This window comes from Streptomyces sp. NPDC002926 (genome assembly GCF_053591755.1).
Window position 1 is genome coordinate 1 of sequence record NZ_JBSFUK010000060.1, and the last position, 13,813, is coordinate 13,813.

Genomic DNA, 13,813 nt, shown 5'->3' on the forward strand with positions numbered 1-13,813 from the left:
GTTGACCGCCGCTCCGGCCACCGCCGCACCCGCTGGCCCGCCACGCCGTACCCGCCCGCGCAGCAGGCGCGTCCCGGGCGGGAAGGGATAGGCGGGCAGCGGATACAGCCGTACCCGCGTCACCGCTGGCGCAGCCGCCGCCGGAGCGTCGAACTCCACGCCGCCCGGGTGCTCCGCGTCCAGCAGATACGGCGAGACGAGCCGGATACGCAGGCGCTGTACGCCGCCCGGTGCGGGAGCGGGATGCGCACTCGCCAGCGACGGCAACACGATCGCACCGCCCGGAGTCGTCACCACCGGCACGTCGTCCTCGGCGGTCCACCGGCCGCCCGCCAGGCGCCGCTCGACCACGGCGGTGACCCGCAGGACGGGCGTACGTCCGGTGAAGGCGTCCAGCGGCAGCAGGCAGACCGGTCCCGGTGCGATCCGTACGGTGTCGACCGTCGCGCCGCCGGCCGTCATGTGCGGACCCCGGCACGCTGTCCGACGGCGACGCCGCCGCCGGTGACGGCCGAAGCCGCGGTGATGTCGCGGGAGGCCAGATTGACCACCCGCACTTCGTAGTTGAGGGAGAGCCGGTACGGCTGCGAGATCGCCCACCACACCTTCGCCCGCTCGTCGAGCGACAGCGGAGCCAGGCGCAGCTTCAGTGACTCCCCGGCCTCGGCCACGCTGTTGCTCTCCGCGGCCGCCACGAGCAACGGGCCCTGCAGGATGGCGTCGTCGTACAGCGCCCGCATCGCCCGGCCGAGCATCCGCTGCTGGGCATCGGGGGTGCCGCCGGTCGGGACGAGCAGATAGCGCAGCAACAGCGCCATGTCCGCCCTGCGCCGCTCCTGGCGCACGGCGCCGGTGACCGGGTCCTCCACCACGGTGTGGCGGGGACCGCGGTTGCGTGCGCTGGGGTCCTCGGCGACCTCGTAGAGGAAGAGCTCGAGTCCGAGCCCGGAGTTGCCGCCCTGTTGCTGACCGATGAGGTCGACGAGGCGCACCTGGGCCTGGGAGCCGGACTCGCGCACCGCGTCGGTCAGTACCTTCAGCAGGATGTCGGACACATCGGCGATCACATCGGGACTGCCCACTGCGATCACCCCCTGATCGTGCGGATGCGGCACGGATACTGCCCGACAGATGTGTGCCGGACCGGCCACCCACCAGCGAGACTAGGGCCGGGTGACACCCCGGCTCTTCGGGGAAATCCCTGGTTCCCTCCCTGGATCCGCAGGCCGCCGCCGGGCCGGAGGCGGCGGTGCCGAGGCGGCCCGGTGCCGGGAGATCGCCGCACGGAGGTTCATGACATCCTGTGATGTCACAACTCGCCGGATGGGATCGGCGGACGTCCGGGGGTTTACGGGGAAGGTCGATGAGGCTCTGCTTCCTGGTGGAGGAGCACTACCGTCATGACGGCATGCCGATTGAGGTGATCCGTCAACTGACGTCCTGGGGGCACCAGGTGGACGTGCTGCGGCCGGGCGGTTCCCTGCTGTGCATGACCGAGGCGGTGCGCGCGGGCACCCATGACGCCTGGGTTCTCAAGACGGTCTCCGGCGGCCCGGGGCTCACCTTGCTCGAAGCCGCGGCCGCGGCCGGGATGACGACGGTCAACGACGCGCGGTCGATACGAGGTGTACGGGACAAGGCACTGGCCGCGGCGATCGGTCGCAGCCGTGGTCTTCCGCTGCCTCCGACCTACGCGGCGGCGCGGCCTGAGCTGCTGGCGGAGATACCGGCGTCGGAGTATCCGCTGGTGATCAAGCCCGCGGACGGCAGCTCGGGACGGGCCGTGCACCGGGTGTCGTCGCCGGATCGGCTCGCCGCGATGGTCCCCGAACTCGCGAGGGAGGGCATGCTCATCGCCCAGCCGTATGTGACCAACTCGGGCATAGACGTCAAGGTGTACTGCGTCGGCGGCGAGCTGTACGCGACCGAGCGCCGCTCCCCGCTCCATCCCGGCCTCCCGGTGCGGGAACGCCGCGTGTCCCTGTCGGCCGAGGTTGCCGCAATTGCCGCTCAGGTCGGGGTGGTCTACGGCCTCGACCTGTACGGCGTGGACGTGCTGCTGGGTCCGGACGGCCCCGTGGTCGTCGATGTGAACGACTTCCCCAGCTTCCGTCAGGTCCCCGACGCTGCGGGCCGGGTGGCACGAGCCGTACTCGAGCTGGCCCGCGCCGGCCAGGCGTCCGGCGCGGCCGTGCTGCCCTCTGCCCGTTCGCAGGAGCAGCACGGCGAGGCCCGCGGGCCGTCGTTGACACCCCGGCCTCACCCTGCGCAGGTCCCGACTCCTGCCCATGTCCCGACTCCTGTGCAGGTTCCTGCGGCGGCGGGTGAGAGCGTATGAGGATTGGCCTGATCACACCCGAGCCCGGCCATCCGCTGCTGGCCGCCACCGTCGCCCTCCTCGTCCCCGAGCACCAAGTGCAGACACTGGACCCGAGAACGCTCGGGGAAGTCCCCGAGCCGCTTGCCGACGTCTACCTGCTGAAGTCACGTACGCCACGTGCCCTGGCCCTCGCTCGCGACCTGGAGCAGCGCGGCGCGCAAGTGGTGAACTCGGCCGCGGCGACCGCGTTGTGCCAGGACCGTACGGCGATGGCGGAGCTGACCCGGCGGGCAGGCCTTCCGTTCGCGAGCACCCGGACCTTCACCACGCTCGCTGAACTGGCGTCCGGCCCACGGCTCCCCGGCCCGGTGGTGGTCAAGAGCCGCCACAGCCGAAGGCACGACCTGGTGGCCCGTCTCGACAACGACACACAACTTCGAGACCTCGCCGCCGCATGGCCACAGGAGCCGGTCGTGGTGCAGGACTTCGCACCGAACAGCGGCTGGGACCACAAACTGTGGGCGGTCGGAGACCAGCTTTTCGCCGCCTTGCGCCGGACCGAACTCTCGCCCGGGGGAAGCGGCCCCACACTGCCGCTCACTCCCGGCAACCTGCCGCCTGGCTGGCCCGCCCTGGTGCGCCGGGTCGGCGAGGTCTTCGAACTCGACGTCTACGGTGTGGACATCATCGACACCGGCGACGGCGCCCCGCTGATCGTGGACATAAACGCCTTCCCCGGCGTCCGGGGTCAGTCCGGCGCTCCGGAGGCCCTTGCGGCACTGACCCTGTCCAGCACCAACCGGTCCTCAACTGCCGGCACGCGGCCGGTGACCGGGGCACGGGGCGCGTAGGGCAGGCCGACGCTTCCTGACCGACGGGAGGGGGGCAGGCCTCAGTCGACGACTCTCTGCCACGCCGTCGTGCCGAGCAGTCCCGTGTCGCCGATGTCGAGTCCACCCTCCGGCTGCACAGTCTGCCGGTCGACCCCGACGGCCGGGGCGATCTCCACGTACACGCCGCTCCCGCGCCGTGTCGCCGTGTCGACGGCCGAGTAGCGCCATACGAACACGCTGCGCGCGGACTCCCCGGGCTTCAACGTCACGGGGTGTGGTCCCGGGTCGTCGAGCTGTGTGATCGGTTCCGGTCCTTTGAGCACCGTTACGTCCATGCGCTCGTGGTCCACGTCCCGCACCCGAACATCGGGGTAACCGTTCAGCCGGTGGTCGCGCTCACCGCAGTTGGTGAGGGTCACGGGCATGGCGCGGAGTCCCATGGCGGCGTTCACTGTGCCGGTCGACACGAGCACACCCGTGTCCGGGCAGCCTTGCCCGTCCACGGAAGAGGGCGGCTCGGCATCACCCGGCGGAAGCGTCCGGGTACCGGTCGACGGACCGGTACCCGGCGGCCGGGGCGACGCCTGTGCTCCGGTCCGCGCGGGATTCGATTCACGATCGAGTTCGGCCGAGAGCCCGCACCCGGTGGTCAGCAAGGCCACCGCCGTCAGGATCAGCGCGTGCCTGAAAGGTATGACGGTCATGCCGAGATCATCACACGCAGCCTCGTACGCCCCGGCCATGATTCGCCGCGCCGTCGGCGGGGTGCCCGGCCCGCAACGACGGGATCCGGCGGGCGAGTTCGCCGCTCCCGTCGTGACCGGCAGGCGCTGAAGCGGGACCTGGTCCATCCTTTGTCGGGGACAGAAAATCCGGTGCCCTGGACCGTCCTCGCTCACTACACTCGCCACACGCGCCGCCACGACATCACAGCGTGCGCATCGACAAGTGAGGGGAGCCCGACCGTGCGTTACCGCACCGCTGTCGTCCTTCCCCGTTCACGGTACGACGTGATCCTGATGTCCACGTGCGCCCGGTGGCGGCCGCGCGGCCGCCACCGGACGTCCGGGACGAACACCTGATCCCTGCCTGCCCGTGAGCCGACTTGCCGGCGTACATGCCGATGCGGTCGCGCCACATCACGGGGTGATGCCGGGTCGGGGAATTCTGCCGGCCTGACCCCAGGCCGTTTCGTCCGGGGAATCGCGCTGCCTGTTCTCGATCACCCTGAAAGGCCATGGGCCGTGCGTACCGACCTGCACACCACCAGTCCGCTGACCGGCGTCCGAAATCTGGGCATCCTCGCCCACGTCGATGCCGGCAAGACCACCGTCACCGAACGGATCCTGTACGTCACCGGCGCCACCCACAAGCGGGGCGAGGTCCATGACGGCACGACCGTTACCGACTTCGACTCACAGGAGCGCGACCGTGGGATCACCATCTTCGCCGCGGCGGTGAGCTGCGTCTGGGACGGTCACCGGATCAATCTGATCGACACGCCGGGCCACGTCGACTTCTCGGACGAGGTGGAGCGCTCGCTGCGGGTGCTCGATGGCGCGGTGGCGGTGTTCGACGCGGTAGCGGGAGTCGAGCCGCAGAGCGAGTCGGTGTGGCGCCAGGCCGACCGGCACGGAGTGCCGAGGATCGCCTTCGTGAACAAGCTGGACCGTGCCGGTGCCGACCTCGACACGGCGGTCGAGTCGATCCGGGAACGGTTGCATACGGTCCCGCTGGTGGTCCAGCTGCCGATCGGGCAGGAGGACGAGTTCACGGGTGTGGTGGACCTGCTGCGTATGCGCTCGCTGGTATGGGGCGCCGGACGCGACACGTTCGAGGACGGCCCGGTGCCCGACTCCCTGCGTGCGGAAGCGCAACGTCGCCGCCGACTGCTCGAGGAAGCGGTGGCGGAACTCCACCCGGTCGCATTGGAGGAGTTCTGCACGCAGTCGACGGTCTCCGCACCGACTCTGGCCGCGGCACTGCGCGACCTGACCCGTAGTGGTGAGGGCGTCGTGGTGGTGTGCGGTTCGGCCTACCGCAACCGCGGGATCGAGGCGCTGCTGGATGCCGTCGGGGCCTACCTCCCGTCGCCTCTGGACGTGCCGGCGGTACGCGGCTCCTTGGGCGGCACGGTTGAGGAGCGGGCCGCCGACCCGGCGGCGCCGTTCTCCGGACTGGTCTTCAAGGTGAATTCGACCGCCACGGGCCGGCTGACCTACCTGCGTGTGTATTCGGGAACGATTCAGAAAGGAGACGCAGTGCTCGACGCAGGCGCGCACCGCAGCGAGCGGATCGGCCGGATCCTGCGGGTGCAGGCCGACCGTCACGAGGAGGTGGACCAGGCGGTGGCCGGGGACATCGTTGCGGTGGTCGGGCTGAAGGGCGCCCGCGCAGGGGCCACCCTGTGCACACCCACGGCGCCCCTGGTCTTCGAACCGCCCACCGTGGCCGATCCGGTCGTCTCTGTAGCGGTCGAGGCCCGCAGGAGCCTTGATACCGGCCGTTTGGCGTCGGCGTGGGCACGGCTGGTCGAGGAGGATCCTTCACTGACGGTCCGGACCGACTCCGAGACCGGTCAGACAGTGCTGTCGGGGATGGGCGAGCTGCATCTGGAGGTCGCGGTGGAGAAGATCCGCCGCACTCATGGGCTGGATGTCAGCGTCGGCCGGCCGCAGGTGGCCTACCGCGAAACCGTCGTGCGCGGCGTGTCCGGTCTGGTGTACCGGCACGTCAAGCAGGATGGAGGCGCGGGCCAGTTCGCGCACGTGGTCCTCGACGTGGAGCCACTGGAGGCAGCGGTCGGCGCCGCCGGTGACAAGGCCGGAGCCCACGCGGGCGACTTCGTGTTCGGATCGACCGTCGCCGGTGGACGGGTGCCGCAGGAGTACGTCCGCGCGGTGGAGGCAGGTTGCCGGGATGCTCTGGCCGAGGGTCCCCTCGGCGGTCACCCGGTGACCGGACTTCGGGTCACACTGACCGACGGAGCCACCCACTCCAAGGACTCTTCGGAGATGGCGTTCCGGACAGCCGGCCGGCTCGCGCTTCGGGCTGCCCTGCGCGCCGGCGTGATGGCGCTCCTGGAACCGGTGGCTGAGGTCACGGTCACCGTGCCCGACGACGCCGTGGGCGGGGTGCTCGGTGACCTGGCGGCACGACGCGGCCGGGTCTCGGGCCAGGCCGCCCGGGCCGGCACAGCGGTGATCACCGCGACGGTGCCGCTGGCGGAACTGTTCGGCTATGCGTCCCGGCTGCGCAGTCGGACCCAGGGCCGGGGAAGCTTCACCAACCGGGCCACCGGCTACGCCCCTGCGCCGGCAACGGTGTCCGACGGGATGCTGTCGCGGTAGATCTCAGGGATGGCTCCGCCCGCACGAGGGCGGGGCCGTCCCGGCCGCCTGCGGACGCGCCGTGGGGGCAGTACATTCTGCGCTCTCGGCGCGGCCCCGGGGGCGGGACCCCGGCCTGCTGAACCCTGGCCGACTCACCGGTGTCACGGGTGTTGGCGGGTGTGGTGGGACCAGGGGTGGTTACGATGACCCGGCCTTGTCACCGCCGTGTCACAGACGATCAATGGCCGAAACCCGACGCCGGCGGGCGCTGTCTGCAGTGACGAGTGCCGGCGAGAGACCGGTACCTGGACGTTTCTCATTCGGGGGGCATCATGCAGCACAGGAACGGCATCCGCAGAGCCGTGATGGCGGCGGTCGCGACGTCGGCGGCCGCACTGCTGGTGGCCGGGTGCCAGCCCGGCGACGGCGAGACAGGGGCGGCCGGGTCGCCGACGGCGGCGGCGGGGGCTTCTTCCGGAGGGCCGGACTCCGCTGCCTCAAAGCCCGCCGACGGGGGCGCATCGGCGGTGCCGGCGGCGAGCGCCTCGCCCGCGGCGCCTGGTTCGGGGTCCGGATCGCCGGGCGAGGACGCCCCGACATGTGCGGTGACCGGGCTGAAGGCTGCCGCGTATCAGGCCGCTGTCCGCCCTGAAGGCACCGGAATCGGAGCGGCGGTCGTCGAGTTCGCCAACACCTCCGGGCACGCGTGCACCCTGCAGGGCCACCCGACGGTGGCGGGGGCGGGCAACGGTTCTCCGCAGCGCAACACTCCGCTGGCGGTGACACGCACCGGATCGGCGTCCCAGGTGCGGCTGGCGCCGGGCGGCAAGGCGTGGGTGAAACTGACCTTCGTCCAGGTTCAGGGCGAGGGGGACGGCTACTGCAAGTCCGGCTCCGAGCCGGTCGCTTACCCGACGCTGGTGGTGGGTCTGCCGGGGTCGGGGATGCACCAAGTCGCCCTGGAGGACGGGCTCTTCGCCGAGTGCGACAACAAGGTGACCGTCACCGCCGTGACGGCGGCGAAGCCTTCCTGACGGAAGCGCACCAGGCAGGGGACGCGCACAGCGGGATACCGGGGCTGTGGCCGCCTGCAACAGAGGGACGGGGCAGGGGAGTGGCGGCTCCCGCGCCGCCTGTGCAAGACCCTTCACTTCGGGCCCGGTACCCCCAGCGGTGCCGGGCCCGGAGCCATGAATCCAAGATCATCCGGCGCAGGGTTCCGGCGTAACCGGGGCACCCCGTCCGGGCATGTTGCGCGCCGGACTTCACCTATCAGGCCAATCGCCTGTACCGGCACGGCCGGTGTCAGCTCGGGTCGTGGAGGAAGGCGAGGAGCGCCGCGGTGAGTTCGGCCGGGGCGTCCTCCTGGACGAGGTGTCCAGCCGCGGGGATGAGCCGGAGTCGTGCGCCGGGGATTCGGGAGGTGAGTTCGTGGCCCTTGACCACTGGAATCCACGTGTCGTCGACACCCCAGCAGACCAGGACAGGGACATCGATCGTGCCGTAGCGGTCCTGTATCTCATCGGTGTACCGCTGATCAGCCTGTGCGATCTGCCGGTGGAACGCTGCCTGGCCGGCGTCGCCGAGCCACGGTTCGACGAGCCGGTCGAGGGACGTCGGATGCAGCCCGGAGCTGCTCGCTGAACACCGCACGCGTTGCCGCTTCCGGCACCCCGCCGTACGCCGTGACGACGCGAGCCACAGTCCGCCCCCGCTGGGTGTGGGAGCCGAACTCCGGTGCCGGCCGGCGCCGGAGACTCGGCCGCGGCGCCTCGCAAGAACCAATCACCGGTCAGAGAACGGCACTTGCGTGATCGGAACCATTTCATCCGGGACCATTGTCTGACATCTTGCGTCCACCACTTCCCACACTCGACCCGGTCGGCACCACCAGCGCCGCCGGGTTCTCGGAGGATGCATTGTTTACCCTCATATCCGGCCGTCTCAGACGCTCGGTCGTGGCCACCGCCGTCCTCGGCGCGGCCTTCGCGCTGGTAACTCCGGTCGGGGCTGCCCAGGCAGCGACGACGGCGGCGGGGACTTCCGCGGCGTCCGCGGCGCCCGCCGCCTCGTGGGCCGCCGGTACCCGGGCCTACCTGGTCATCACCGCACCGGGCGACACGTCGGCCGTACAGGGAGCTGTCACGGACAACGGCGGCACGGTGTTCGCGCACTACGACGCGATCGGCGTGATCGTGGCGCACTCGGCGTCCACGACCTTCGCGGGCACGATGCGCTCGGTCAGCGGGGTGCAGCAGGTCGGCGCCACCCGGACCTCTGATGTTCCGGCCGACGCGTACAACCCGGCAATTCCGGCTTCTCCCACGCAGGCCACGACCACCCTCACCGAGTCCAACCGCTGGGACATGACCCAGATCAATGCCGACAAGGCATGGGCCGTGACCACCGGCTCCTCCGCGGTCAAGGTCGGCGTCCTCGACACCGGCGTCGACGACCAGCATCAGGACATCGCGCCCAACTTCGACGCGGCCGATTCCGTCTCCTGCGCCTACGGCAAGGCGGACACGAGGACCGGCGCATGGCGCCCTGTCGGCGACCACGGCACGCATGTGGCGGGCACGATCGCGGCGGCCAAGAACGGCAAGGGCGTCATCGGTGTGGCCCCGGGCGTCAAGATCTCCTCCGTCCGGATCGCCGAGCCGAACACCAGCATGTTCTTCGCCGAGAACACCGTCTGCGGCTTCATGTGGGCGGGTGACCACAGCTTCCAGGTCACCAACAACAGCTATTACACGGACCCATGGATGTTCAACTGCCCGGACAACGTGGACCAGGCAGCGATCATCGAGGGGGTCAGGCGCGCCCAGGAGTACGCGGAGAGCAAGGGCTCGCTGCAGGTCGCGGCCGCGGGCAACTCCAACTACGACCTGGCGAACAAGCGGACCGACACATCGAGCCCGAACGACTCGACCCCGGTCACCCGCACCATCACCAACGCCTGCATCGACATCCCCACCGAGCTGCCGGGCGTGGTGACCGTGGCAGCCATGGGCAATGGCAACGTCAAGGCCTCGTACTCCAACCTCGGCCGGAACATCATCGACATCGCGGCCCCGGGCGGCGACGGCGCGTCCGGGGTCTACTCGACGCTGCCGGGCGGCAAGTACGGAACCATGAACGGCACGTCGATGGCTTCCCCGCACGTCGCCGGGGTGGCCGCGCTGCTGGCGAGCACCAACCCCGGCTCCACGCCTGCGGACCTCCGGGCCAAGCTGGCCGCCCAGGCCACCGACACTGCCTGCCCGTCCGACAGCCGCTGCACGGGCACGACCGCCAACAACAGTTTCTTCGGCGAGGGCAAGGTCGACGCGCTGAAGGCTGTCGGCGGCACGCCGCCGCCCGGCACGTACTTCGAGAACACAGTGGACGTGGCCATCGCCGACAACGCCACGGCGGAGTCTGCGCTCACCGTGACCGGGGTCGGCGGCAACGCCCCGGCCACGCTCAAGGTCGGTGTGGACATCAAACACACCTACCGCGGCGACCTCGTGCTCTCTCTCGTGGCGCCCGACGGCACGGTCTATACGCTCGAGGACTTTCCGGACAACGACGGCACCGACAACGTCGCCAAGACGTACACCGTGAACGCCTCATCGGAGGTGGCCGCGGGCACGTGGAAGCTGCGCGTCCGTGACCTGGCCTCCCAGGACACCGGCAAGATCGACTCCTGGAACCTGACCTTCTAGCGCGTCACCGGGTCCCGGTGAGAGCTGTGCGCTACTCTCACCGGGACCTTTCGGCTGTCACTGACCCTGGTGGGTATGCGGCGACGACCCAGGGCCGGGTGGTTCGGGTGGGAAGCGGACGATGCGGCGCCGACCGATGGTGACGATCCGATGACTCGGTATCAGACACTCCGCTCCTCACGCGAAACCTGGTGGCGGGCGACCCGTGAACAACAGGCGACACACGCAGAGGTCAGGCAAGAAGCGGAATGCCGTCAACTCAGCCGGATCGGATCTGCCTGCCTGGATGGGCGTACCCATAGGGTTTCGCTCATGGGTTCGACCGCCTGCATATATGAGGAGTAGTTATGAGGCGCCTTCGCCGCTTCGCCACTTCGGCAGCAGTCGTCATCACGCTGTTGGCCGGCACATCCGCACTCTCCATGGGCACCGCGTCGGCTGCCCAGTCGTCCCCCGCCGCACCGGCGGGTGAGACAGGGGCAGCCGCCGTCTACTGCGGCTACCACGGCGCGGTCACCCCGCCCACCATCCGGCGGGGCAATACGGGCAACGCCGTACGGGAGGCCCAGTGTCTCCTCCAGTTCTGGGGCTTCTACATCGGCCCGACCGGCATCGACGGGGACTTCGGCGGTTACACCGACGCGGCCACCAGGGACTTCCAGCGCACCTGCCGCATCGGCGTCGACGGCATTATCGGTCCCGTCACCTGGAACCGGCTGCGCAACGGCTGCTGACACCCGAGCACGCACCATGCCGGTCCTGGACCTACGTCCTGGACCGGCGCCGCGTCGGCCGATGCCGGAAATTGTGAACGCTCCGCCACGGCGTTTCCCAAGTCTCAGCAGTCACTTGATGGACCGGTCGGCTCCTCGGTGTGCACGAGGTTGCCGTTGCTTCAGGCGGTGATCAGAGACTTCCTTCCATGTGCCCATTGTCCAGGCCCGGTTGAGCCGCTCAGTCAGTGGTGTTCGTTCATGTGGGCGAGTGCCTGCCGGGCCGAGTCGGGGGCGAAGGCGCTGTCGAGTCCTTCGGCGCTGCCTTCGGCCGCCTCGACGGAGCGGGGCAGCAGCAGCTTCTCGTAGGCGCGGACCGCCTCGCCGAGGGTGGGCCGGGCGGTGATGGCCCGGGCGAGGTCGGTGGCGTCGAGCATGGCGAGGTTGGCTCCCATACCGGAGAAGGGGGACATGAGGTGGGCGGCGTCGCCGAGGAGGGTGACGCCGGGGGTGTGGTTCCAGGTGTGGGGTACGGGCAGGGCCGTCAGTGGCCGGTTGATGTAGCCCGTGTCGGTGTCGGTGATGAGTCCGAGCAGGTCCGGGCTCCAGCCGATGAACTGCCGCAGTAGATGTTCGCGGACGGCGGCGGTGTCGGTGAGGTCCAGGCCCGCACGTTCGTGCCAGTCCTGCTCGATGCGCATGCCGATGTAGATGCGGATGTGCTGGTTGCTGTTGCGCTGCGCGACCAGACCGAGGTTGTTGTCCAGCGCCATCATGGTGCCGTCGCCGGTGAGCGCGGCGAGCTTGGGGTGGCGGGTGTCGGCTTCCTGGAGGCCGGCCTCGACGAAGGTGACGCCGGTGTACGCGGGCGTGGCCTCGGAGAGGAGGCACCGCACGCGGGACCAGGCGCCGTCGGCGCCGATGAGGAGGTCCGTGTCGGTGGTGGTGTCGTCGGTGAAGTGCAGCCGGTGGACACCTTCCCCGAGCGGTTCTGCGTGGGTGAGTTTGTGGCCCCAGCGCACGGTTTCGGGGGTGAGGGAGTCGAGGAGCAGGTCGCGCAGCTGGCCGCGGTCGATTTCGGGGTTGCCCTGGCCGTCGGCAGCCTCCGGGGGGAGGGCGTCGAAGTGGACGGTGGCGTCGCGGCCGAGCAGGCGCATCCGCTGCCCCTCGGGCCGGGACAGCTCGGTGAACTCATCCATGAGGCCGGCGGCAGTCAGGGCGGCTTGGCCGGAGGTGGGGTGCATGTCGAGGGTGCCGCCATGGTCACGGGCGGTACGTGACGCCTCGGCGTCGTGAACAGTGACGGCAATTCCGCGGCGCTGCAGGATGCGGGCGCAGGTCAGTCCGCCGGGTCCGGCCCCGATGATCGCTATGCGGGAGGCGGGGGTGCTGGTGTTCATAGGTGCTCCGTTCTTTCAAGGGGGCGTCGAGGGTTACTTGTTGGCAGGGGCTCACGGCCTGGTCCGAGCGGGCTCGGGGGTGGCCGGCTCGAGAAAAGCACACTCACCAAAAAAGTGCAACGAGTCAACTTTTTGCACGAGGCAACCATGCGGCTATGCTGGGTCCATGCCTGAGACGACCGTGGGACGCCGTGAGCGCAAGAAGGCCGCCACCCGCCAAGCCCTGGCCGACGCCGCCCTGAACCTCTTCCTGGAGCGCGGCTACGACCAGGTCTCCATCCGGGACATCGCGGAAGCCGCCGACGTCTCCACCACCACCCTCTTCAAGCACTTCTCCGGCAAGGAGGCCCTGGTCTTCGACGAGGACTCCGACCAGCAGGCCGCCCTCGTCGCCGCCGTACGCGACCGGGCGCCCGGCCAGTCGATCCCCCAGGCCCTGCGCGAGCACATCGAGCGGGTGAGGATCAGGCCCGACGACTCGGACGCCCGCCTCACCGCCTTCATCGAACTCGTCAAGAACACCGCCGCCCTGGCCGATTACGCCCACCGCATGTGGATGCGCCACCAGGACGCCCTCGCCCGGGCCATCGCCGCCGACATCGGTGCCCCCGTCGACGACCCCCACTGCGGGGCCCTGGCCCGCTTCGCCCTCGAAGCCCGCAACCTGGGCCACGCCGGCGACGCCCCCCTACGCGCCGTCGACGCCGCCTTCGACCTCCTCGAACACGGCTGGAATCCCGTCCTCCCCGCGCCCGTTGATCCGCTCAGCCGCCTGGACACCGCAGAACCAGGCTGACTTGCACGAGGACTCATCCAGCCGTGCATCCGCGGTCGCGGACCGCCGCTGCCCGGGCCTGTGGACGGTCATGACGCTCAGCTCACCAGGACCCGCCAAGTGGTCGGTCGCCGGACGCGGCATGGGCCTGGGTGTCGTGGTCCTGGCGCCGAGGGCGCGGCTGCGGGTGCGGTGACCGCACCGGTGGTGCGGGGCGGGGTGTCGGGGAGCCGGCGGCGGCCGGCCCGTGGGGGTCGAGAATGTCCTCGCCGTAGAGGTCCTGGACCCAGTTGGCCTGGTAGATGGTGTCGAGGTAGCGCTCGCCGAGGTCCGGGGCGATCGCCACGGCAGTGAGCCCTCGCGTGTCGTGCTGGGCGAGCCAGCCCATCGCGCCGCTGACGACCGTGCCGGTGGAGCCGCCGAACAGGAATCCGCGTCTGGCAAGGCGACGGCAGGTGCGGATGGTGTCGGCCTCCTCGACGCGCACGGCCTCGTCCACATAGGACTCGTCGAGCAGCGGGGGACGGATGCTCATGCCCAGGCCCGGGATCATCCGGCGGCCCGGCTCACCGCCGAAGGCCACCGAACCGACGCTGTCCACGGCGACGACATGCACCGGCCGCTGCCACTCCCGGAAATAGCGCGCGCAGCCCATCAGGGTCCCGGTGGTGCCGGCTCCGACGAACAGCACGTCCAGTCCGGGGAACTGGCGGGCGATCTCCGGCGCTGTCCT

11 protein-coding genes and 2 pseudogenes are annotated in these 13,813 nt (G+C 70.2%); 7 read left to right on the plus strand and 6 right to left on the minus strand.

All coding sequences use genetic code 11. The features are described 5' to 3' along the window. Both ACWDZ6_RS32785 and ACWDZ6_RS32790 read right to left on the minus strand, forming a co-directional pair. Window positions 1-462, minus strand: a pseudogene (locus tag ACWDZ6_RS32785) (hypothetical protein); the annotation flags it as partial. Then, entirely contained in the window at window positions 459-1,091 is a 633-nt protein-coding gene (locus ACWDZ6_RS32790) for a DUF4255 domain-containing protein (protein WP_451505734.1), read from the minus strand. The gene ACWDZ6_RS32790 and the pseudogene ACWDZ6_RS32785, both read right to left, overlap by 4 nt. Before the next feature lie 272 nt (window positions 1,092-1,363). On the opposite strand from ACWDZ6_RS32790, the gene ACWDZ6_RS32795 reads away from it, so the two are divergent. Continuing rightward, entirely contained in the window at window positions 1,364-2,338 is a 975-nt protein-coding gene (locus tag ACWDZ6_RS32795) for an ATP-grasp domain-containing protein (RefSeq protein ID WP_451505735.1), read from the plus strand. Beyond that, window positions 2,335-3,171, plus strand: a complete 837-nt coding sequence (locus tag ACWDZ6_RS32800) for an ATP-grasp domain-containing protein (protein WP_451505736.1) — start codon at window positions 2,335-2,337, stop codon at window positions 3,169-3,171. Before ACWDZ6_RS32795 ends, ACWDZ6_RS32800 begins: the two co-directional genes overlap by 4 nt. 41 nt (window positions 3,172-3,212) lie before the next feature. On the opposite strand, the gene ACWDZ6_RS32805 is transcribed toward ACWDZ6_RS32800, so the two are convergent. Then, the gene (locus ACWDZ6_RS32805; RefSeq protein WP_451505737.1) at window positions 3,213-3,857 is read right to left on the minus strand and encodes a DUF4232 domain-containing protein; all 645 of its coding nucleotides are present in this window, start codon (window positions 3,855-3,857) and stop codon (window positions 3,213-3,215) included. A gap of 540 nt (window positions 3,858-4,397) precedes the next feature. Here ACWDZ6_RS32805 and fusA point away from each other — a divergent pair. Both fusA and ACWDZ6_RS32815 read left to right on the plus strand, forming a co-directional pair. Beyond that, the gene (fusA, locus tag ACWDZ6_RS32810; protein WP_451505738.1) at window positions 4,398-6,503 is read left to right on the plus strand and encodes an elongation factor G; all 2,106 of its coding nucleotides are present in this window, start codon (window positions 4,398-4,400) and stop codon (window positions 6,501-6,503) included. A 314-nt stretch (window positions 6,504-6,817) separates the two neighbouring features. Then, window positions 6,818-7,519, plus strand: a complete 702-nt coding sequence (locus tag ACWDZ6_RS32815) for a DUF4232 domain-containing protein (protein WP_451505739.1) — start codon at window positions 6,818-6,820, stop codon at window positions 7,517-7,519. A gap of 271 nt (window positions 7,520-7,790) precedes the next feature. On the opposite strand, the pseudogene ACWDZ6_RS32820 reads toward ACWDZ6_RS32815, so the two are convergent. Further along, window positions 7,791-8,129, minus strand: a pseudogene (locus tag ACWDZ6_RS32820) (alpha/beta fold hydrolase); the annotation flags it as partial. Between the two features lie 347 nt (window positions 8,130-8,476). On the opposite strand from ACWDZ6_RS32820, the gene ACWDZ6_RS32825 reads away from it, so the two are divergent. Together ACWDZ6_RS32825 and ACWDZ6_RS32830 are read left to right on the plus strand one after the other, a co-directional pair. Continuing rightward, on the plus strand, window positions 8,477-10,192 hold the full coding sequence (locus ACWDZ6_RS32825; protein WP_451505744.1) for a S8 family peptidase: 1,716 nt from the start codon (window positions 8,477-8,479) through the stop codon (window positions 10,190-10,192). Window positions 10,193-10,539: 347 nt separating this feature from the next. Then, entirely contained in the window at window positions 10,540-10,926 is a 387-nt protein-coding gene (locus ACWDZ6_RS32830) for a peptidoglycan-binding domain-containing protein (protein WP_451505740.1), read from the plus strand. Between the two features lie 224 nt (window positions 10,927-11,150). On the opposite strand, the gene ACWDZ6_RS32835 is transcribed toward ACWDZ6_RS32830, so the two are convergent. After that, on the minus strand, window positions 11,151-12,305 hold the full coding sequence (locus ACWDZ6_RS32835) for an FAD-dependent oxidoreductase (protein WP_451505741.1): 1,155 nt from the start codon (window positions 12,303-12,305) through the stop codon (window positions 11,151-11,153). A gap of 166 nt (window positions 12,306-12,471) precedes the next feature. On the opposite strand from ACWDZ6_RS32835, the gene ACWDZ6_RS32840 reads away from it, so the two are divergent. Then, complete coding sequence (locus ACWDZ6_RS32840; protein WP_451505742.1) at window positions 12,472-13,101, plus strand: TetR/AcrR family transcriptional regulator; 630 nt, start codon at window positions 12,472-12,474, stop codon at window positions 13,099-13,101. Between the two features lie 82 nt (window positions 13,102-13,183). Here ACWDZ6_RS32840 and ACWDZ6_RS32845 read toward each other — a convergent pair. After that, window positions 13,184-13,813: pyridoxal-phosphate dependent enzyme (locus tag ACWDZ6_RS32845; protein WP_451505743.1), on the minus strand; the 630-nt coding region annotated here is incomplete at its 5' end.